Raw genomic sequence first — 19,470 nt, forward strand, 5'->3', positions numbered from 1 at the left:
GTTCAGAAGCCCTCCGGCGTCTTCGTGTGCCAGTCGGTGGCCTGCTGGAAAGCGTGTGCGGTCTGCAGCAGTTCGCCTTCCTTGAAATAGTTGCCGATCAGCTGCAGGCCGACGGGCAAGCCGCCCGTACCAAAGCCCGCTGGCACGCTCATGCCCGGAAGTCCCGCCAGCGAGGCCGGCAGCGTGAAGATGTCCGCCAGGTAGTTGGCCACCGGGTCGTCGCTCATCTCGCCGATCTTCCATGCGGTGGTCGGCGCGGCGGGGCCGGCGATCACGTCACACTGGGAGAAGGCCTGCTGGAAGTCCTGCGCGATCAGGCGGCGGATCTGCTGCGCCTTGAGGTAATAGGCGTCGTAGTAGCCGTGGCTCAGCACATAGGTGCCGATCATGATGCGGCGCTGCACCTCGGGGCCGAAACCTTCGCTGCGCGACTTTTTGTACATGTCGACCAGGTCGCTGTATTGCGCGGCACGGTGGCCGAACTTCACGCCGTCGAAGCGGCTCAGGTTGGACGAGGCTTCGGCCGGCGCAATGATGTAGTAGACCGGGATGGACAGTTGGGTGCGCGGCAGCGAGATGTCGATCAGCGTGGCGCCCAGCTTCTCGTACTCGCTCAATGCGGCGCGCACGGCGGCCACCACGTCGGGGGCGCAGCCTTCGCCGAAAAACTCCTGGGGCAGGCCGATGCGCAGACCCTTGAGCGGCTGCGCGGCGGTTGCGCCTTCGCGCGGGGTGCCGAGCAGGCGCGTGTAGTCCTCGGCCGGGTGGTCCAGGCTGGTGGAGTCGCGGTCGATATCGGGGCCAGCCATCGCGCTCAGCAGTGTGGCGCAGTCGGCGGCGCTGCGCGCCATCGGGCCGGCCTGGTCCAGGCTGGAGGCGAAGGCGATCATGCCGTAGCGCGAGCAGCGGCCGTAGGTGGGCTTAATGCCGGTGACGTTGCAGAAGCTGGCCGGCTGGCGGATGGAGCCGCCGGTGTCGGTTCCGGTGACGGCCGGCGCCAGGCGCGCCGCGACCGCCACGGCCGAGCCGCCCGAGGAACCGCCAGGCACACGGTCTGTGTCCCAGGGGTTGCGGGCGACACCGTAGGCCGAGTTCTCGTTGCTGCCGCCCATGGCGAATTCGTCGCAGTTGAGCTTGCCCAGGGTCACGGCGCCAGCTTGTGCGAGCTTGGCGACCACGGTGGCGTCGAAGGGGCTCTGGTAGCCCTCCAGCATCTTGCTGCCCGCGGTGCTGGGGAAGCCCTGCGTCACGAAGATGTCCTTGTGCGCCAGCGGCACGCCCAGCAGCGGGCCGCGCTCGCCGGCGGCGATGCGCGCGTCGGCAGCCTTCGCCTGCGACAGGGTCAGGTCTTCGTTGAAGGCCAGGTAGGCACCCAGGTTCTCATGCTGCTTCGCGCGGCCCAGCAGGGTCTGCGCGGCTTCCACGGCGGAGGTCTTCTTGTCGGCAATGGCCGCAGCCAGTTCGGCCACCCCCATCTGATGCAGGTCTTGAACGCTCATTCGATCACCTTGGGCACGAGGAACAGGCCGCGCTCGACGGCGGGGGCGCTTTTCTGGTTGGCCTCGCGGTTGTTGGGTTCGCTGGCCACGTCCGGGCGCAGGCGCAGGCTGACGTGATCGATGACGGCGGTCGGGTGGGCCAGCGGCTCCACGCCGGTGGTGTCCACCGCGTTCATCTGTTCGACGATGTCGAAAAAGCCGTTGAGCTGGGTGAGCATGCGCTCGGCCTGGGCAGGGGGCATTTCCAGCCGGGCCAGGTTGGCGATGCGGCCGATGTCGGTCAGGGTCAGGGACATGACGGGGAATTCCGGGACGGTCAGTCGAAAGAAATCAGGCCCGGGCGCACCGCGAGGCGGCTGAAACGGCCTGTAAAGGAGATGATTTCGCCCCCGTTGCGCGCAGTTATGCACAGGGGATACGGTATTATCCAAGGTTTGGCGACCCCGACCGCCCATCGGGCCGTTTTTGTCGCTGAATCAAGGACTTAACCGGATTTCCTCCGACCCGCACCCGGCGGCGGCCACACGAAGCGGCGGTCGCGCCCCACAGGATTTTTCGCACCATGTTTGAAGCGTTCCGTCGGAGTTTCTCGACCGACCTGGCCATTGACCTCGGCACCGCCAACACCCTGATCTACGTCCGCGGCAAGGGCATCGTGCTCGACGAGCCTTCGGTGGTCTCGATCCGCCACGAGGGCGGTCCCCAGGGCAAGAAGACCATCCAGGCCGTGGGCCACGAGGCCAAGGCCATGCTGGGCAAGGTGCCGGGCAACATCGAGGCGATCCGCCCGATGAAGGACGGCGTGATCGCCGACTTCACCGTCACCGAGCAGATGCTCAAGCAGTTCATCAAGATGGTGCACCCGCGCTCGATGTTCAAGCCGAGCCCGCGCATCATCATCTGCGTGCCCTGCGGCTCGACCCAGGTCGAGCGCCGTGCCATCCGCGAATCCGCCCTGGGCGCCGGTGCCTCCGAGGTCTACCTGATCGAAGAACCCATGGCCGCGGCCATCGGCGCCGGCCTGCCGGTGTCCGACGCCTCTGGCTCGATGGTGGTCGACATCGGCGGCGGCACCACCGAAGTGGGCGTGATCTCGCTGGGCGGCATGGTCTACAAGGGCAGCGTGCGCGTCGGCGGCGACCGCTTTGACGACGCCATCATTGCCTACATCCGCCGCAACTACGGCATGCTGATCGGCGAGCCCACCGCCGAAGCGATCAAGAAGAACATCGGCTCGGCCTTCCCCGGCAGCGAAGTCAAGGAAATGGAAGTCAAGGGCCGCAACCTCTCCGAGGGCGTGCCGCGCAGCTTCACCATCTCCAGCAACGAGATCCTCGAAGCCCTGACCGACCCGCTCAACAGCATCGTCTCGGCCGTCAAGAGCGCGCTGGAGCAGACGCCGCCCGAGCTGGGGGCCGACATCGCCGAGCGCGGCATGATGCTGACCGGCGGTGGCGCCCTGCTGCGCGACCTGGACCGCCTGCTGGCCGAAGAAACCGGACTGCCGGTGCTGGTGGCCGAAGAGCCGCTGACCTGCGTGGTGCGTGGCTGCGGCATGGCCCTGGAGCGCATGGAACGCCTGGGCACCATCTTCACCAGCGAATAAGCGCGCGCCGGATCACCGGCCCCGTCGAGAGCCCATCCCGCCATGCCACTGGGCACCCTGGACCGCACACCGCCCCCGTTTTTCAAACAGGGGCCGTCGGCCCTGTCCAAGCTCATGGTGTTCAGCGCGATCGCGCTGTTCCTGATGGTCGCAGACACCCGCTTTCGCATCACCACGCCGCTGCGAGCCGCGCTCGCCACGGCCCTGTACCCGGTGCAGTGGCTGGTGATGCAGCCGGTGGACGCCGCCCGCCAGGCCGGCGGCTACTTCACCAGCCTGCACACCGCCCAGCAGGACGAAGCAGACGCCCGCCAGCGGCTGGCCCAGCAGGCCGAGCGCGCGTTGCAGGTTGAACAGCTGATGCTGGAAAACCTGCGCCTGCGCGAACTGCTGGTGATGCGCGAGCGCATCACCACGCCCGCCACGGGTGCACAGGTGCTCTACGACGCGGCCGACCCCTATTCGCGCAAGGTGGTGATCGATCGCGGCCAGACCCACGGCATCGTGCCGGGCTCGCCCGTGATCGACGACAGCGGCGTGCTGGGCCAGGTCACGCGCGTCTACCCCCTGGTGTCCGAAGTCACGATGCTGATCGACCGCGACCAGGCCATCCCGGTGCTCAACACCCGCACCGGCGTGCGCAGCGTGGTCTACGGCCAGCCCGGCGAAGACGGTGACGGGCTGGAGCTGCGCTACACCCTGGCCAACGCCGACATCAACGAGGGCGACCTGCTGACCACCAGTGGCGTCGACGGGGTCTACCCGGCCGGTCTGCCCGTGGGGCGCATCACCAAGGTCGAGCGACGCGCCGAGTCTTCGTTCACCCGTGTCAACTGCGCGCCGGTGGCCCGCATGCAGGGCGCCCTGCACGTGCTGGTGCTCACGCCCGTGGGACAGTCGCTGCCCGCACCGCCAGCAGGCCAGGCCGCTGCCGGCAAGGGTGCGCCCCCTGCCGCCGCCCCGTCCGACCGAGGGAGGGCGCCATGATCATGCGACCCGGGCAGCAGTTGCTGCTGCCGGCCAACCCGGTGTTCATCTGGAGCAGCCTGTTCGGCGCGCTCCTGATCAACATCCTCATGAACATGGGCCTGTGGGGCCGCGCCGCATGGACGCCCGACCTGCTGATCGTGGCCCTGGTGTTCTGGAGCGTGCACCAGCCGCTGCGTATCGGCGTGGGCACGGCCTTCTTCTTCGGCCTGGTGATCGACGTGCACCAGGGTGCGCTGCTGGGCCAGCACGCCCTGGCCTACACCGTGCTCGGCTACTTCGCGGTGTTCATGCACCGGCGCCTGCTGTGGTTCGACGTGCCGACGCAGGCGGTGCAGGTGCTGCCGCTGTTCTTCGCGGTGCACGCGCTGGAGTGGCTGGTGCGGCTGATCGCCGGCGACGGCCTCCCGGACTGGAGCCACCTGCTGGCCCCGGTGATCGAGGCCGCACTGTGGCCGGTGGCCTCGGTGCTGCTGCTGGCACCCCAGCGCCGCGCACCGGACCCGGACGACAACCGCCCGCTCTGACATGACCGAACTTCGCAATGTCGAAGCCGACCTGGCGCAGTTCCGCACCCGGGTGGTGGTGGCGGGACTGGCGGTGCTGTTCGCATTCGGCCTGCTGGCCGCGCGCATGGTCTACCTGCAGGTGCTGCGCCACGAGGACTTCGACGCCCAGGCCGAGAGCAACCGCACCGCGGTGCTGCCGGTGGTGCCCAACCGTGGCCAGATCCTGGACCGGCACGGCCGCGTGCTGGCCACCAACTTCTCGGCCTACACGCTGGAGATCACCCCCTCCAAGGTCGAGGACCTGGACAGCACCATCGAGGCACTGGGCGAGCTGGTGGACATCCAGCCGCGCGACAAGCGGCGCTTTCGCAAGCTGCTCGAAGAATCGCGGCGCTTCGATTCGCTGCCCATCCGCACCCGCCTGACCGACGACGAGGTCGCGCGCTTCACCGCACAGCGCTACCGCTTCCCCGGGGTGGACGTGCGCGCCCGCCTGATCCGCCACTACCCCCACGGCGAGGTGGCCAGCCATGTGATCGGCTACATCGGCCGCATCAACCAGCGGGAGAAGGAAAGCATCGAGGAGTGGCCGGAAGAGGACCAGGCCAACTACCGCGGCACCGACTACATCGGCAAGCTGGGCACCGAGCAGCACTACGAGCGCGAGCTGCACGGCGTCACCGGCTTCGACCGCGTCGAGACCTCGGCCGGTGGCCGCGCGGTGCGCTCGCTGGCCAATACGCCGGCCACCCCGGGCAACACCGTGGTGCTGGCGATCGACATCAAGCTGCAGAAGCTGGTGGAGGACATGTTCGGCGAGCGCCGCGGCGCGCTGGTGGCCATCGACCCGCGCAACGGCGAGGTGCTGGCCTTCGTGTCCAAGCCCACTTTCGACCCCAACCTGTTCGTCGAGGGCATCGACTCGGAGAACTGGAAGACCCTCAACGAGTCGCTGGACAAGCCCCTGCTCAACCGCGCCCTGCGCGGCACCTACCCGCCCGGCTCCACCTACAAACCCTTCATGGCCCTGGGTGCGCTGGAGACCGGTACCCGCAGCGCGAGCACCGTCATCAACGACCCGGGCTACTGGATGTTCGGCAACCACCGCTTCCGAAGCCACGGCGACGGCGGCCTGGGCGCGGTCGACATGCACCGCAGCATCGTCAAGTCGAGCAACGTCTACTACTACTCGCTGGCCAACGAGATGGGTGTGGATGCCATGCACGACTTCATGGCACCACTGGGCTTCGGTCAGATCACCGGCATCGACCTCAAGGGCGAGGTGCGTGGCGTGCTGCCCAACCAGGAGTGGAAGCGCAAGACCTACAAGCGGCCCGAGCAGCAGAAGTGGTACGCGGGCGAAACCATCTCGCTGGGCATCGGCCAGGGCTACAACAACTTCACCATGCTGCAGCTGGCCCACGCCATGGCCACGCTGGCGGGCGGCGGCGTCAAGCGCACGCCCCACCTGACGCTGGCCACCGAGAACGTGGTGACGCGCGAGCGCACGCCGCTGCCCACGCCCACCGAAGTCAACCTGGGGTTCAAGCGCCAGAACATCGACACCGTGCTGCGCGCCATGCACGGCGTCACTGTCGAAGGCACCTCGACGCGGGTGTTCGCCGGCGCCGGCTACCTCAGCGGCGGCAAGACCGGCACGGCCCAGGCGGTGACCATCGGCCAGAAGGACCGCTACGACGCGCGCAAGCTCGAAGAACACCAGCGCGACCACTCGCTCTACCTGGCCTTCGCACCGCTTGAGAACCCCTCCGTGGCGCTGGCCGTGGTGGTCGAGAACGCGGGCTTCGGCGCGGCCGCCGCGGCGCCGATCGCGCGGCGCGTGTTCGGCTACCTGCTGATGGACCAGTACCCCAACCCGCAGGACCTGGCCGCGGTGCAGAAGGGCGAAGCCGGCGCCCCCATCGGCACGCCGCTCAAGGCCAGCGAGGTCCCCTGGGACAGCCCCTGAGGTCTCAGCGGAGCCAGGCGTCGTAGGACGTCTTCAGGATCAGCGCCGACACCACCACGATGAAGGCCAGGCGCACGAAGCCGCTGCCGTGCTTGAGCGCCAGCCGCGTGCCCAGCAGGCTGCCGATGACGTTGGCCGCTGCCAGAGGCAGCACGTAGTGCCACCAGATGTGGCCCTTGAGCGAGAACAGGATCAGCGCCGCTAGGTTGGACGCGGTGTTGAGCAGCTTGGCGCTGGCGCTGGCGTGCAGGAAGTCGTAGCCCAGCCAGCGCACGAACAGGAAGACGAAGAAGCTGCCGGTGCCGGGGCCGAAGAATCCATCGTAGAAACCGATCAGCAGGCCGAGCGTGCAGGCCGCCAGCATCTCGCCACGGGCGGAGAAGCGCGGCGTGTGGTGGCGGCCGAGGTCCTTGCGCATCAGGGTGTAGCCCAGCACCAGCAGCAGGATCAGCGGCAGCGCCTTGCGCAGGAAATCGGGCGAGATCACCGTCACGGTCCAGGCGCCCGCCATGGCCCCTGCAAAACACACCGCCACCGCGGGCAGCAGCGCATGCCAGGGCATCTGCACGCGCTGCGCGTACTGCGCGGCGGCGGCGGCCGTGCCCCAGATCGACGCGCTCTTGTTGACGCCGAACAGGGTGGCCGGGTGGGTGGTGGGAAAGATCGCGAACAGGGTGGGCGTGAGGATCAGGCCACCACCACCCACGATCGAATCGACGAAGCCGGCAAACAACGAGGCCAGCGAAACAAGAAAGATCTCCATTCGGCGATTGTCGCCGCCGGCCCGATCAAGCCCGCGGCAGCTCCAGCACGAACTCCGCGCCGCCGCTCTCAGCGTTGCGCGCACTCAGGTGGCCGCCGTGCTGCTCCACGATGCCGTAGCTGATCGACAGGCCCAGGCCCGTGCCCTTGCCCACCGGCTTGGTGGTGAAGAAGGGGTCGAAGATGCGCAGCAGGTGTTCGGGCGGAATGCCCGGGCCGTTGTCGCGCAACGTGACGCGAACCGTGGGCCTGTCGGACTCGCCGGTGCAGCCCATCTCGACCCAGACCATGGGCTCGGGCACAGACGACAGCGCGTCGAAGGCGTTCTGCAGCAGGTTCATCATCACCTGCTGCAACTGGCCGGCACTGCCCAGCACGGTGCAGGCCTGCAGCGGAGCCCAGCGCACCGGCACCGGCACCGCCCTGCCCTTCTGCACCCAGTGGATGGCGCGCTCGATCACCTCGACCAGGTTCACCGGCTTGCGCTCCTCCGGGTCCATGGCCGAGAAGCGCTTGAGGCCGTGCACGATGTCGGCGGTGCGCTGCGCGCCTTCGAGCGTGCCGTCGATCAGCGAGGGCAGATCGGCCAGCAGGTGGTCGATGCGCAGCTTCTCGCGCTGCTGCTGCAGCACGGCTTCGGGCTCGTGGGCGTGAAAGGCGGCGATGTAGCTGCGCAGGCGCTGGCTGTACTTGTTGAGCGCATGCACGTTGCCCAGCACGAAGCTGATCGGGTTGTTCAGCTCGTGCGCCACGCCGGCCACCAGCTGGCCGAGCGAGGCCATCTTTTCCGAATGCAGCAGCTGTTGCTGGGTGCGCTTCAAGGCTTCGTGGGCGGTGCGCATCTCCTGGTAGGCGCGCTTGAGCTCGGCCGTCGGCCGCCCGACCCAGACCGTGCCCAGGCGCTTGCCGTTGGCACCGATGCGCGGTGTGCAGTTGGCGTCCACCGGCACCGGCTGTCCCTGTCGGTCCAGCAGGTTCAGCTCGATGCCCTGGCCGCCGTGCGGCGCCTCGCCGCGGTCCATGGCGGCGCGCGCCGCCTGCACGCTGGCGGCGTCGGCCAGCAGGTCGGCCAGGCTGGTGCCGCGCAGCTGTTCGTCGCGCCGTCCCACCAGCTCGCACAGGGCGGCGTTGGTCTGCTCGATCAGGCCGCGCTCATCGCAGACGATGAGCACGTCCGACATGGCGCTGAGCACGCTGAAGATGAACTGCTGCGACTGCTCCAGTTCGCTGTTCTTCTTCTCCAGCTCCACCTCGTCGTCGATGAGCCGGGTGTAGACCTCGTCCATCTTCTGGATCACGTCCAGCCAGGTCGATTCGTCCACGCCCTCCATGGGCGCGGTGGGCAGCGGGCTGGGTGCGCGGTCTTTGCTCATCTCAGTGCACCGTGCAGACCATGCAAGGGTCGAAGGATCGGACGATGTGCTGGACAGAGACGGGGGTCTTCTCCCCGTCCATGACAGGCGCATCCACCAGCGCCTGCTCCAGCGCGCCGGGCGTGCCCTGCGCGTCGCGGGGCGAGAAGTTCCAGCTCGTGGGCGCGACGATCTGGTAGTTCGCGAGGCGCCCGCCGCGCACCACCAGCCAGTGGCCCAGCGCGCCGCGCGCGGCCTCGGACAGGCCCACGCCGTGTCCTTCGTCGGGCAGGTCGGTGGGCACACAGAAGGCCTCGGTCGGACGGATGGCCTGCAGCCAGCCCTCCATCATCGGCAGCACGCGCGCGAGCTCGAGCACGCGGCCGAGCACGCGCGTGAACACAGTGCCGCCGTGGCGCGCCACCACGTCGCGCAGCAGCGGGTGGCCGCTGGCGAGCTGGCGCGCGATGGCACCCGTCTCGACCACCTCTCCGCCCAGGCGCGGCGCCTTGTTCCAGGTGTAGGCGCCGGCCTTGTCGGGCTCGGGCCGGGTGAAGCCGTGCAGCGGGTGCAGCGGCTCGCGCGCCTGCGCCAGCCAGGCGTGGGTGGCGTCTTCGGTGATGGCGTGCGCGTCGACCTCGTCCAGCCGCTGTGCATCGCTGCGCCACAGGCCCTGGGCGAGCGCATGGGAGCCATCCGGTTGCGCGTAGGCGCCGAAGCTCAGGTAGCGCCCCGGCCCCGGACCCAAAGCCTGCAGCGACAGGTCCTGCACCAGGGTGAGGAAGAAGCGCAGGTCGCTGCCCAGCGGATCGCGCGCGTGCCAGGCCCAGAGCGCGTCTTCGCCGTCCAGCGCGGTGAAGGCTTCGAGCGCGTCGCCGATCAGCTGCCGCTCCAGGAAGCCGCGGAACTCGCGCAGCTTGGCCAGCAGCCGCACGCGCTCGGCGGCGTCGATGGGCCGCGTCGACCCGCCGGGTTCGACCGACTGCGTGTGCGGCCACTTGCCGCCCAGCGTGCCCAGCAGCGTGAACCAGCGCTGGCGCGCCGCCGTGGCCGCGCGCACCTGCTCACCGCTGTCGGGCGCGAAGCGCCGTACCGCCTCGGCGTGCCACGGCCGGTCGGCGTAGACCGGGCGCACGAAGTCGGGCATGAAGAACAGGTAGAAGTGCGTCAGGTGGTCGGCCAGGTTCTCGGTCGCCAGGATCAGGTTGGTCGCATGCTGCCCGTTGGGCGGCATGGCGATGCCGCCGAGGTCGGCCAGCGCGCGCGCCGCCGCCACCGACTGCGAGACCGAGCAGATGCCGCAGATGCGCGGCACATAGACCAGCGCGTCGTGCGGCGCCTTGCCTTGCAGGATCTGCTCGAAGCCGCGGTACATGGTGGCGTTGACCTGGGCCTCGCGCACACGGTCGCCCTCGATGGTCAGCGCGACTTCGAGATCACCTTCGACGCGGTTGAACGGGCCGACGAGCAGACGTGTTGTCATTTGAGGCGGGTCCGGCGGATCGCCGGTTTCTCCACAAGGTGATCGGCGGTGGCGTTGTGCTTCACCCGTTTCGGCGTCGCGCTCTTGGACAGCGAGGCCAGCGCCACGAACCAGGCCTTGGGCATGTCGGTGGGCAGGCCGACCGGGATGCCGGCGATCTTGGGCGTCTGGTGGAAGGGGTGGCCGGGCTCCTGGAAGCCCGGCTCGGTGCACGCGATGCAGGCGTAGCCACCGCGGGTGCAGCTGCCCTCGCCGTTCCAGGGCCGGATGTTGCAGTCGGCGTGCACCTGCGTGCCCTTGCAGCCCATGTGTTCCATCATGCAGCCCAGGTCGGAGGGCTTCTCGGCGCTGGCCTTGAACTCGTAGTACTCGTTGCGGGTGCATCCGTGGTGCACCAGCTGGTCGGCGTAGAAGCGCGGGCGCGCCAGCGGGTCGAGGTCCTCGGCGCCGAAGGCGTCGGACGCCAGCGCCATCAGCGTGTCGATGACCCAGCTCGGGTGCGTGGGGCAGCCGGCCACGTTGATCACCGGCAGGCCGCTGCCACTGCGGAAGTCCGCCCCCAGCAGACCACCGGGGCGGTCGTCCTCGTACTGCAGGCCGCAGGCGTCGGTGGGGTTGTCGCCACCGGCGGTGATGCCGCCCCAGGCCGCGCAGCTGCCGATGGCCAGCACGTGGCGCGCTTTCACAGCGAGCTCACGAACCCAGTGGATCATGGGCAGGCCGGTGCCCGCGAGCATGTGAAAGCGGCCGGTGCCGTTGGGGCCGCGCAGCAGCGAGCCTTCGACGCACAGCGCGTCCAGACGCGTCCCGCCGTCGATGACCGATTGCAGCAGTGCCAGCACGTCCTCGCCACTGGCGAGCGACAGCGAGGGGTGCCAGAGCATGTGAATGCCCGCGTCGCGCAGATGGCCCTGGAAGTCGGTGGTGTCGGCGCACAGCAGCGACATGCTGCAGCCGCCGCAGCCCCCCGATTGCAGCCACAGGACGTTCATGCGGACACCTCCTCGGCGATGGGTTCACCGGATAGCCAGCGGCAGGCCCAGGCGATGGCCAGATCCAGATCGGCCAGCGCTTCAGCACTCGGAGCGGTGCCCAGCTCGAACGCGGACGCTCGGATGGCGAGCAGGGTCGAGGCTGGTGGCGCGTGGCCATGCAGGTCCTCGTACACCTGCAGCACCGCCTCGGGCGCCAGCGCGTGGCTGCCGATGCCGCCGCCGCGCGCGGCCTGCAGCGGGCGCACGGTGAACGGCTCTGCGAGGTCGAGCGCGGCGTCGACGAACAGCACGCGCTCCCGACCCACCAGGTCCAGCGCGTGTTCGACCTGCAACTGGAAATCGGTCAGCACCTCGACGCGGCCGGCCATAGAAGCCGCCTCCGCATGGACCTGCAGGCGCTCGGCCAGCAGCGGCCCGAGCGCGTCGTCGCCGCGGCTGGGGTTGCCCCAGGCGAGCACCAGCAGCGGCGCCACCGGGTCGTTCATTGCGCGCGCTCCATGGGGTGTGGCATGGCGCCGCGCTGCGTCTCGCCGGTGGACGAGCGCAGCACGTGGTCGAGCACCTCGCCATCCGGTCCGCGCAGCGTCACCGACAGCGGCATCTGGCCCAGCGCGTGCGTGGCGCAGGACAGGCAGGGGTCGTAGGCGCGGATGGCGACTTCGAGGTGGTTGAGCAGCGGCTCGGTGATGGTCTGGCCGTCCAGGTACTGCAGCGCGACCGATCGCACCGCCTCGTTCATGGCCTGGTTGTTGTGGGTGGTCGAGACGATCAGGTTGCAGCGCGTCACCAGATCGTCGTCGCCCACTTCGTACTCGTGGATCAGCGTGCCGCGCGGCGCCTCGATGATGCCGACGCCGCCGCGCTGGCGCTCGCCCGTGGCCTGCAGCGGGCCGCCGAGGATGACCGGGTCGTCCAGCAGCTGCGCGATCACCTCCACGCCGTGCAGCAGCTCGATCATGCGCGCCCAGTGCGTGGCCAGCACGGCGTGCACCGGGTGGCTGCCGTGCGCGGCCACGAAGGCCTGGCGGCGCGCCTCGGCGCGCGGTGTGGGGATGTGGTCGCAGTTCTGCAGCCGGGCCAGCGGGCCGACGCGGTACCAGCCGGCCTCGGGCCCGAGCGCACGGCGGTAGGGGAACTTCATGTAGGTCCAGGGCTTGACCGCCTCGTCGATCAGCTCGCGGTAGCGCTGGTCCTCGAAGCCGTCCACCGCGATGCGGCCGTCGGCCTCGCGCAGGCGCAGCGCGCCGTCGTACAGCTCCATCGCGCCGCCGGGGCCGATGAGCGACATCATGGCCGCAGGCGTTTCGCCGAAGTGCTCGTAGGAGGGCGGCAGACCGGTGTGCAGGCGCTGCGCCAGGTCCACCGCCGCCTCGGCCCAGGCCAGCACCTCGGGCAATTGCGCGCGCAGCGTGTCGCGGTCTTCGCGCGTGACGGCGCGGTTCATGCCGCCGGGCACCGAGCCGGTGCCGTGCACCCGCTTGCCCGACGTGATGCGGATCACCTCCTGACCGAACTTGCGCAGCATCACGCCCTGGCGCGCGGCCTCGGGGTGGGCCAGGGCCACGCCCACGATGTTGCGCTGCGCGACCTCGGCATCGAAGCCGAACAGCAGGTCGGGCGAGGACAGGTGGAAGAAATGCAGCGCATGGCTCTGCACGATCTGGCCGTAATGCATCAGGCGGCGGATGCGATCCGCGGCTTCGGGCACCGGCCAGCCGCCGACCACGCGGTCCAGCGCCTTGGACGCGGCCAGGTGGTGCGAGACCGGGCAGATGCCACACAGGCGCTGCACCATCACCGGCGCCTCCCAGTAGGGCCGGCCGACGATGAACTGCTCGAAGCCGCGGAACTCGACGATGTGCAGCCGCACCTGCTGCAGGCGTTGCTGCTCGTCCAGCAGCAGCGTGACCTTGCCGTGGCCTTCGACGCGCGAGACCGGGTCGATGACGATGCGGCGCAGGCCCTGCGGGTCGGCCGCGGTTTCGAGCGGGCGGGCGGCGTCAGTCATAGCGGATCAAGCCCTTGTTGAGTTGAGGCTCGCGCCCGGCCATCAGGTCCTGCAGCAGCTGCCAGAAGGCATCGGCCGGCGGCGGGCAGCCGGGCAGCGCATGGTCGATGGGCACCACCTCGTGGATGGGCCGCACGCGGTTGAGCGGCAGCGGCAGCTCGGGGTCGTTCGGCACCTCGCCGTAGACGGCCTTCATCATCTCGCCCACGTCCAGGTGGTTGCGCAGCGCCGGCAGGCCACCGGTGATGGCGCAGGCGCCCACGGCCACCAGGACCCGGCACTGGTCGCGGAAGGCGCGCAGCACCTCCACGTTCTCGGCGTTGCACAGGCCGCCCTCGATCAGACCGATGTCGCAGGGGCCGACCGTCTTGATGTCGGTCAGCGGCGAGCGGTCGAAGGTGATGTGTTCGATGAGGCCGAACAGGCGCTCGTCGATGTCGAGAAAAGACATGTGGCAACCGAAGCAGCCGGCCAGCGAAACCGTGGCGACGCGCCATTTGCGGGGGGTGGCTTCGGTGTTCATCCGCGCGTCTCCGCGTCGTCGAAGGTCCGCTGTCCGTAGGGCTGGGCAAAACCCACGCGCTTGGGCAGCAGCGCACCCACCGGGCAGATGTGGGCCGCGCGGTCGTCCACCGACAACGCGCTGTCGCCGAGCCGGCCACTTTCGCTATCGATCAGCAGCTTCGCGCCGATGCCGTGACCGCCGATGGCGAACACGCGTTTGCCGTCGAGCTCGTCGCTGGCGCGCACGCAAAGCTGGCAGAGGATGCAGCGGTTGGGCTCGAACCAGACGTCGGGGTGGCTGGCGTCCACCGGGCGCTCGGGGTGCAGCGGCTCGTAGTGCAGGTCGGTCATGCCGGCGCGCTCGGCCTGGTGCTGCAGCTGGCAGTTGCCGCTCTTTTCGCAGCCGGGGCAGAAGTGGTTGCCCTCGACGAACAGCATCTGCAGCAGGTGCAGGCGCCGCGTCTTCAAGGCCTCGGTTTGGCATTCCACGCGCTGCCCCGCGACCGCGGGCGTGACGCAGGCCGCCACCGGTCGGCCGTCGGCCACCACGGTGCACAGCCGGCAGGACGCGCTGGCCGAGACGCCTTCGTGCCAGCACAGGTGCGGCAACTCGTGGCCGGCGCGTTCGGCGGCCTGCAGGATGGTGTCGCCGGGCTGCAGCGGCACGGGCTGGCCGTCGAAGTCGAAGGTCGTCATGCGCCGTGCTCCGTGCTGAGATGCGCACCGGTGTCGGTCCGCCCGGTCACCCGACGCGCCGATGACAGCTCGGCGTCGAGGTCGATCCCGGGCTGGAACTGCGCCGCCGTGCTGCGCTGTGCGTAGGCCTGGCCGAAGTGGGCCAGGGTGTCGCGCAGCGGGTTGCAGGCCGACACGCCCAGGCCGCAGTGCGTGCCGCTGTGCAGCAGCGCGTCCAGCTCGTGCAGGCGCGCGATGTCGAAGGCCGAGCCGCGGCCTGCCCCGCGTTCGTGGGCGAGCTTGTCCAGCCGGCGCACCACCAGTTCGGTGCCGACGCGGCAGGGCGTGCACAGGCCGCAGCTTTCGTGCGCGAAGAAGCGCGCGAAGTGGCGCGCGACCTCGAACAGGTCGCGCGTCTGATCGAACACCATCAGGGCGCCGGCGCTGGGCAGGTCCTCGAAGGCGATGGCACGATCGAAGCCGCTGACCGGCACGCAACTGCCCGAAGGACCACCCACCTGCACCGCCTGCGGGTTCCGCGCGCCGCAGTCGGCCAGGATCTGCGCCAGCGGCGTGCCCAGCGGGTATTCGTAGAGACCGGGGCGCTCGCAGTCGCCAGAGACCGAGTGGATCTTGGTGCCGGTGGACCCGGGCGTGCCGAGGCCGGCCCACCAGGCGCCGCCGCGGCGCGCGATGTGGGCCACCGCCACCAGGGTCTCGACGTTGTTGACCACGGTCGGTCGGCCGAGGTAGCCGCGCTGCACCGGGAAGGGCGGGCGGATGCGCGGCGTGCCGCGTTTGCCTTCCAGCGACTCGATCAGCGCCGACTCCTCGCCACAGACGTAGGCGCCCGCGCCGAGGTGGATGGCGATGTCGAAATCAAACCCGGCCACACCGCCCGCGTTGCGCCCCAGCAGGCCGTCCGCGCGGCGGCGCTGCAGCGCGGCGTCGAGCTGCGGCAGCAGGAAGCGGTATTCGCCGCGCAGGTAGACGAGTCCGGTCTGCGCGCCGATGGCGCGTGCGGCCACGGTCATGCCGTCGAACAGCTCGTCGGCGTGGCGGCTGAGCAGCACGCGGTCCTTGAAGGTGCCGGGCTCGCCTTCGTCGGCGTTGCAGACCACACAGCGCTGGCCGTCGGGCGCGTCGGCCTCGGCGCAGGCGCGCCACTTGCGCGCGGTCGGGAACCCCGCGCCACCGCGGCCGCGCAGGCCCGAACGTTCGACCTCGGCCAGCAGCTCGGCGGGTGCGCGGGCGAGCACGGTCGGCGGTGATGGTGCATCGGCAGGCAGGCCCTGCAGCAGCACGTCGGCGCGCCGGATGTGGTCCTGCACCGCGAACAATTCGGCCGGCCAGTCTTTGGGCGGCACACCGGCCAGCAGCAGCTCGGCCAGCTGGTCGATGCGTCCCGCGTCCAGCCGCGTCACCACCTGGTGGTGGTTGACCAGCAGGGCCGGCCCCTGGTCGCACAGGCCGGTGCAGGAGCAGCGGTCCACGCTGAAGCGGCCCTGCGCATCGACCTGGCCGGGGGCCACACCCAGGCGCTCGCACAGCCGCGCCATCAGCGCGTCGCTGCCCGCCATGCGGTCGGTGATGTTGTCGGAGAACAGCACACGCACCCGGCCCACGGGCCGCAGGTGGAAGAAGCGGTAGAAGCTGGCCACGCCTTCGACATGGGCTAGGGTCAGGCCCAGCGCACGGCCGATGTGGCCCAGCAGTTCGCGCGGCAGCCAGTGCGTCTGCGCCTGCGTTTCGCGCAGCACCTGCACCAGAGCGTGCGGATCGTGCTGCCAGCGCGCCAGCACCGCGTCGGCTGCGACGAAGTGTGAGTACAACGCGCGATCCGGCGCCGGGCCGCCCCAAGCCGGATCAGCCCCCTCGGGGGGCAGCGACCCGCGCAGCGGTGGAGCGTGGGGGTTCATGGCTTGTCCAGGCCGAAGCGTTGCATCTTGGCGCGCAACCCGACACGGGACAAACCCAGTTCCGCCGCCGCCTTCGTCTTGTTCCAGCGGTGGCGCAGCAGGGTTTCGCGCAGCACCATGGCCTCGATCACGTCCAGGCGGTCGGTCAGGCTGCCGCTGGCCGGCAGGGCCGCCGTGAGGTCACCGCCGCCACCGGCCGCGCGGCCCTGCAGCACGCGCGGCGAAAACGCCTCGGGTGGCAGCTCGGTGCCTTCGTGCAGCGCCAGCGCGCGGCCGATCTCGTTGCGCAGCTCGCGGATGTTGCCTGGCCAGGGATAGGCCAGCAGGCAGGCCAGGGTCTCGTCGGTGAGCGCAGCGCCCGGGTGGCCGAGTTCGCCCGCCACGTCCTGCACGATCTGGCGCGCGATCGGCGGGATGTCGGCCACACGCTCGCGCAGCGGCGGCACCGTGAGCGTCACGGCCGAGAGACGGTAGTACAGGTCTTCTCGGAACAGGCCTTCGCGCACCCGCTGTTCGAGGTTGCGGTGTGTGGCGGCGATGATGCGCACGTCCACCGGCACCGGCCGCGCCGCGCCCACGGGCCGCACCTCGCCCTCCTGCAGCACGCGCAGCAGCTTGACCTGGAAAGCGGGTGAGGTCTCGCCGATTTCGTCGAGGAAGACGGTGCCGCCGTCGGCGCGCTGGAACAGGCCGGCGTGGTCTTCGAAGGCGCCGGTGAAAGCGCCGCGCTTGTGGCCGAACAGCTCGGATTCGAGCAGGGTGTCGGGGATGGCCGCGCAGTTCTCCACCACGAAGGGGCCGGTCAGGCGCGGGCTCGCGTAGTGGATGGCGCGCGCCAGCAGCTCCTTGCCGGTGCCCGACTCGCCCAGCACCAGCACCGGGATGTCGTAGCGCGCGGCACGCTCGGCCATGCGGCAGAGCAGGTCCAGCGGACTGCCGGGCGCGCGCACGATGCGCTCGAACCCGAAGTGGCTCTTCGCCTGCGCCATCTGCGTGGCGGTGCGCTGGCGCAGCACGCGGGTGCTGGTGCGCAGCTCCAGGTCGAGCCGGCTGGTCTGCTGCTGCAGCACCTGGGCCTCCACCGCGTTGCGCACCGCGTCGAGCAGGTGGTCGGGCGACCAGGGCTTGAGGATGTACTGGTAGATGCCGGCCTCGTTGATGCCGGCGATGATGTCTTCGCTGTCGGTGTAGCCCGAGAGGACGATGCGCACGATGTCGGGCCACTGCTCGCGCACTTCCTTGAGGAAGTTCACGCCGGTCATGCCGGGCATGCGCTGGTCACACAGGATCACGCTGACCGGCTGGCGCTGCAGCAGGCCGCGCGCCTCGTCGGCGCTGCTGGCGGTGAACACGGTGAAGTCCTCGTCCAGCGTGCGGCGCAGCGCGTCCTGGGAGCGCACTTCGTCGTCGACCACCAGCACGGTGGGCAAGAGGTCGTGGAACGGGGGTGGGGTCATCGGTGGGTGGCGAGGTGGCGCGGCGTCCAGGCGTGCGGCAGCTTGTGCACGAAGTGGTGCCGGGCCACGTGGTAGCTGGGATCGAAGCCGTAGAAGTTGCGGTGCATGCGCGCCAGTTCCTGTTCGCGGTAGCGGGCCAGCGGGCAGTGCGCCTCGTCGGCGGCCCGCCGGGCCTGTTTGGCCGCCACCTGTTCGGAATGATTGTAGGAGCCGGCCAGCGCCAGCGCACGTTGAATGACGCGGTTTTCGTAGCCCTCGCGCAGCCCGTCGTCGCAGGCGTCGATCAAGCCCAAACGCTGCGCGTCGGCGGCCCGCAGCGGCAGGCGGCCGGCCATCAGCTCGCGCGCGCCGGCCTCGCCCAGGCGGCGCGGCAGCAGGTAGGTCCAGTACTCCGAACCATAGAGGTTGCCCATGTTCTTGTAGTGCGGGTTGAGCACCACGCCCTCGTGCGCCCAGACCTGGTCGGCCGCGAGCGCCAGAAACACGCCGCCCGCGCCGGCGTTGCCGCGCATCACGCTGACCGTGAGGCGGTCGGTGGTCTGCAGCACGGCCAGCGCCACGTCGTCCATGGCCTGGATGTTGCGCCAGGATTCGTCGGCCGCGCTGTCGCCCGCGCGGTGCGCGGCGGCCTCGATGCGGTTGAGGTCGATGCCGTTGCTGAAGAAGCCCTCGCCGCCCATCAGCAGCAGCACCTGCGTGGGGCGCTCGCGTACGGCCAGCAGGGCGGCGCGCAGGCGTTCGCAGCGCTCGGTGCCCATCGCGCCGTTGCAGAAGTCGAAGCTCAGGCAGCCCACGCGCGCGCCCTCGGGACCGTGTTCGGTGTAGCGCAGCTCGGCCCATTCGTCGTCGGGCCGCACCAGCGGCGCGGGGCGCTGCGGCAGCGCCGACGCATCGGTGGCGAACAGCTCGGCCGCCGCCTGTTTGAAATGGCCCTGGCCCGGCGCGGTGCCGGGCGGGTCGGCGAGCCTGGCCTGGCCAATCCACACGCCGCCATCGACCGTGCGGCGCAGCAGCGCGCCGTCGCGCACCGCCAGCAGTTCGCCCGGTGTGCGGTCGGCGAATTCGGCCAGGGTTGCGGCGCTGGCCTCGTGCGCATCACCGAGGTAACAGGCCTGGCCCCAGAGCGCGTCCAGCACGCCGGGCTGGCCGTCGGCGCAGCGCAGTTTGGCCATCACGGTGGCGGTGTCGTCGTGCGACCAATCCACCGCTCGGTCGGATTGCTTCATGGGCGGATTCCATGTCGGCGTGGGCAGGTCCGACGGCGGCGCCGTGCGCTCGCCGCCCGCGAAGCGCTCCACCGCTTCCAGCGTGGCCTGCAGCGCGGCGCGTGTCACCTCCCGCCGGTACAGGCTGCCCTTGGTGGCCGGGCGCATGTCGAACGCGGCGTGGGCCCAGACCGGGCCGGCGTCGAACTCGCCGTCGGCCTGAAGCACGGTCACGCCCCAGTGCGGCTGGCGGTCGCGCACCGCCCAGTCCAGCGCGCTCGGCCCCTGGTCGCCAGGCGGGCCGGGGTGCACCACGAAACAGGGCACGCGCGGCCAGACCGAGGCCGGGATGCGGCGCTTGAGAAACGGCGCCAGCACCAGGTAGGGCCGGAACAGGGCCACCGCCTCCTCGGTCACGCTGTCGGCGATGTCCAGCTCGACGCTGAGCAAGTGGCCGCGCGCGCGCAGCTCGGCGTACAGCCGCTGGCTGAGGCTGTTGAAGCTGTGACAGAGCAGCAGGATGCGCAGGGACATGGCGTG

Annotated in this window: 17 protein-coding genes; 4 read left to right on the top strand and 13 right to left on the bottom strand. The window is 70.1% G+C overall.

What is annotated here, in order from left to right:
- Positions 1-2 precede the first annotated feature (2 nt).
- Positions 3-1,499: an Asp-tRNA(Asn)/Glu-tRNA(Gln) amidotransferase subunit GatA gene (gene gatA / locus HFL01S_RS06315; protein WP_066256223.1), complete on the bottom strand. Its 1,497-nt coding sequence runs from the start codon at positions 1,497-1,499 to the stop codon at positions 3-5.
- Complete coding sequence (gatC, locus tag HFL01S_RS06320) at positions 1,496-1,795, bottom strand: Asp-tRNA(Asn)/Glu-tRNA(Gln) amidotransferase subunit GatC (RefSeq protein ID WP_066256225.1); 300 nt, start codon at positions 1,793-1,795, stop codon at positions 1,496-1,498. The genes gatA and gatC overlap by 4 nt, the downstream gene beginning before the upstream one ends.
- Positions 1,796-2,061: 266 nt before the next feature.
- Between gatC and HFL01S_RS06325 the strand changes: the two genes are divergently transcribed.
- Genes HFL01S_RS06325 through mrdA form a run of 4 tightly spaced genes read left to right on the top strand, consistent with a single transcriptional unit; the run spans position 2,062 to position 6,570 of the window.
- Positions 2,062-3,105: a rod shape-determining protein gene (locus HFL01S_RS06325; protein ID WP_066256228.1), complete on the top strand. Its 1,044-nt coding sequence runs from the start codon at positions 2,062-2,064 to the stop codon at positions 3,103-3,105.
- 42 nt (positions 3,106-3,147) lie between these two features.
- Positions 3,148-4,092, top strand: a complete 945-nt coding sequence (mreC, locus tag HFL01S_RS06330; RefSeq protein ID WP_066256230.1) for a rod shape-determining protein MreC — start codon at positions 3,148-3,150, stop codon at positions 4,090-4,092.
- Positions 4,089-4,619 (top strand): rod shape-determining protein MreD, encoded by a 531-nt coding sequence (gene mreD, locus HFL01S_RS06335; RefSeq protein WP_066256233.1) that lies wholly within the window; start codon positions 4,089-4,091, stop codon positions 4,617-4,619. Before mreC ends, mreD begins: the two co-directional genes overlap by 4 nt.
- A 1-nt stretch (position 4,620) precedes the next feature.
- The gene (gene mrdA / locus HFL01S_RS06340; protein ID WP_066256235.1) at positions 4,621-6,570 is read left to right on the top strand and encodes a penicillin-binding protein 2; all 1,950 of its coding nucleotides are present in this window, start codon (positions 4,621-4,623) and stop codon (positions 6,568-6,570) included.
- Positions 6,571-6,574: 4 nt separating this feature from the next.
- Here mrdA and HFL01S_RS06345 read toward each other — a convergent pair whose 3' ends face one another.
- The 11 genes from HFL01S_RS06345 to HFL01S_RS06395 are packed head-to-tail and all read right to left on the bottom strand — an operon-like array spanning position 6,575 to position 19,464.
- On the bottom strand, positions 6,575-7,333 hold the full coding sequence (locus tag HFL01S_RS06345) for a sulfite exporter TauE/SafE family protein (protein ID WP_066256237.1): 759 nt from the start codon (positions 7,331-7,333) through the stop codon (positions 6,575-6,577).
- A gap of 25 nt (positions 7,334-7,358) precedes the next feature.
- Positions 7,359-8,705 (bottom strand): PAS domain-containing sensor histidine kinase, encoded by a 1,347-nt coding sequence (locus HFL01S_RS06350; RefSeq protein WP_066256239.1) that lies wholly within the window; start codon positions 8,703-8,705, stop codon positions 7,359-7,361.
- Between the two features lies 1 nt (position 8,706).
- The gene (locus HFL01S_RS06355; RefSeq protein ID WP_066256241.1) at positions 8,707-10,167 is read right to left on the bottom strand and encodes a nickel-dependent hydrogenase large subunit; all 1,461 of its coding nucleotides are present in this window, start codon (positions 10,165-10,167) and stop codon (positions 8,707-8,709) included.
- Positions 10,164-11,159, bottom strand: coding sequence for an NADH-quinone oxidoreductase subunit B family protein (locus HFL01S_RS06360; RefSeq protein ID WP_066256244.1), 996 nt, complete (start codon positions 11,157-11,159; stop codon positions 10,164-10,166). The genes HFL01S_RS06355 and HFL01S_RS06360 overlap by 4 nt, the downstream gene beginning before the upstream one ends.
- Positions 11,156-11,647, bottom strand: a complete 492-nt coding sequence (locus tag HFL01S_RS06365) for a hydrogenase maturation protease (RefSeq protein WP_066256246.1) — start codon at positions 11,645-11,647, stop codon at positions 11,156-11,158. Before HFL01S_RS06365 ends, HFL01S_RS06360 begins: the two co-directional genes overlap by 4 nt.
- The gene (locus tag HFL01S_RS06370; protein WP_066256253.1) at positions 11,644-13,170 is read right to left on the bottom strand and encodes a Ni/Fe hydrogenase subunit alpha; all 1,527 of its coding nucleotides are present in this window, start codon (positions 13,168-13,170) and stop codon (positions 11,644-11,646) included. The genes HFL01S_RS06365 and HFL01S_RS06370 overlap by 4 nt, the downstream gene beginning before the upstream one ends.
- Positions 13,163-13,693 carry an NADH-quinone oxidoreductase subunit B family protein gene (locus HFL01S_RS06375; RefSeq protein WP_066256255.1) on the bottom strand — a complete coding sequence of 177 codons (531 nt, stop codon included), beginning with the start codon at positions 13,691-13,693 and terminating at the stop codon, positions 13,163-13,165. Before HFL01S_RS06375 ends, HFL01S_RS06370 begins: the two co-directional genes overlap by 8 nt.
- Complete coding sequence (locus HFL01S_RS06380; RefSeq protein WP_066256261.1) at positions 13,690-14,370, bottom strand: 2Fe-2S iron-sulfur cluster-binding protein; 681 nt, start codon at positions 14,368-14,370, stop codon at positions 13,690-13,692. The genes HFL01S_RS06375 and HFL01S_RS06380 overlap by 4 nt, the downstream gene beginning before the upstream one ends.
- A complete protein-coding gene (locus HFL01S_RS06385) occupies positions 14,367-16,268 on the bottom strand; it encodes an NAD(P)H-dependent oxidoreductase subunit E (RefSeq protein ID WP_084383124.1) in 1,902 nt (633 codons plus the stop codon). Before HFL01S_RS06385 ends, HFL01S_RS06380 begins: the two co-directional genes overlap by 4 nt.
- Positions 16,265-17,725, bottom strand: a complete 1,461-nt coding sequence (locus tag HFL01S_RS06390; RefSeq protein ID WP_066256266.1) for a sigma-54-dependent transcriptional regulator — start codon at positions 17,723-17,725, stop codon at positions 16,265-16,267. Before HFL01S_RS06390 ends, HFL01S_RS06385 begins: the two co-directional genes overlap by 4 nt.
- Positions 17,722-19,464 (bottom strand): enoyl-CoA hydratase-related protein, encoded by a 1,743-nt coding sequence (locus tag HFL01S_RS06395; RefSeq protein ID WP_066256269.1) that lies wholly within the window; start codon positions 19,462-19,464, stop codon positions 17,722-17,724. Before HFL01S_RS06395 ends, HFL01S_RS06390 begins: the two co-directional genes overlap by 4 nt.
- Positions 19,465-19,470: the final 6 nt, after the last annotated feature.

Source organism: Hydrogenophaga flava NBRC 102514, from assembly GCF_001571145.1.
Taxonomy (GTDB): Bacteria; Pseudomonadota; Gammaproteobacteria; order Burkholderiales; family Burkholderiaceae_C; genus Hydrogenophaga; species Hydrogenophaga flava.

Excerpts from the sequence above, each read along its gene's own strand:
- gatA (WP_066256223.1), bottom strand. The coding sequence starts at position 1,499 with ATGAGCGTTCAAGACCTGCATCAGATGGGGGTGGCCGAACTGGCTGCG.
- gatC (WP_066256225.1), bottom strand. The coding sequence starts at position 1,795 with ATGTCCCTGACCCTGACCGACATCGGCCGCATCGCCAACCTGGCCCGG.
- HFL01S_RS06325 (WP_066256228.1), top strand. The coding sequence starts at position 2,062 with ATGTTTGAAGCGTTCCGTCGGAGTTTCTCGACCGACCTGGCCATTGAC.
- mreC (WP_066256230.1), top strand. The coding sequence starts at position 3,148 with ATGCCACTGGGCACCCTGGACCGCACACCGCCCCCGTTTTTCAAACAG.
- mreD (WP_066256233.1), top strand. The coding sequence starts at position 4,089 with ATGATCATGCGACCCGGGCAGCAGTTGCTGCTGCCGGCCAACCCGGTG.
- mrdA (WP_066256235.1), top strand. The coding sequence starts at position 4,621 with ATGACCGAACTTCGCAATGTCGAAGCCGACCTGGCGCAGTTCCGCACC.
- HFL01S_RS06345 (WP_066256237.1), bottom strand. The coding sequence starts at position 7,333 with ATGGAGATCTTTCTTGTTTCGCTGGCCTCGTTGTTTGCCGGCTTCGTC.
- HFL01S_RS06350 (WP_066256239.1), bottom strand. The coding sequence starts at position 8,705 with ATGAGCAAAGACCGCGCACCCAGCCCGCTGCCCACCGCGCCCATGGAG.
- HFL01S_RS06355 (WP_066256241.1), bottom strand. The coding sequence starts at position 10,167 with ATGACAACACGTCTGCTCGTCGGCCCGTTCAACCGCGTCGAAGGTGAT.
- HFL01S_RS06360 (WP_066256244.1), bottom strand. The coding sequence starts at position 11,159 with ATGAACGTCCTGTGGCTGCAATCGGGGGGCTGCGGCGGCTGCAGCATG.
- HFL01S_RS06365 (WP_066256246.1), bottom strand. The coding sequence starts at position 11,647 with ATGAACGACCCGGTGGCGCCGCTGCTGGTGCTCGCCTGGGGCAACCCC.
- HFL01S_RS06370 (WP_066256253.1), bottom strand. The coding sequence starts at position 13,170 with ATGACTGACGCCGCCCGCCCGCTCGAAACCGCGGCCGACCCGCAGGGC.
- HFL01S_RS06375 (WP_066256255.1), bottom strand. The coding sequence starts at position 13,693 with ATGAACACCGAAGCCACCCCCCGCAAATGGCGCGTCGCCACGGTTTCG.
- HFL01S_RS06380 (WP_066256261.1), bottom strand. The coding sequence starts at position 14,370 with ATGACGACCTTCGACTTCGACGGCCAGCCCGTGCCGCTGCAGCCCGGC.
- HFL01S_RS06385 (WP_084383124.1), bottom strand. The coding sequence starts at position 16,268 with ATGAACCCCCACGCTCCACCGCTGCGCGGGTCGCTGCCCCCCGAGGGG.
- HFL01S_RS06390 (WP_066256266.1), bottom strand. The coding sequence starts at position 17,725 with ATGACCCCACCCCCGTTCCACGACCTCTTGCCCACCGTGCTGGTGGTC.
- HFL01S_RS06395 (WP_066256269.1), bottom strand. The coding sequence starts at position 19,464 with ATGTCCCTGCGCATCCTGCTGCTCTGTCACAGCTTCAACAGCCTCAGC.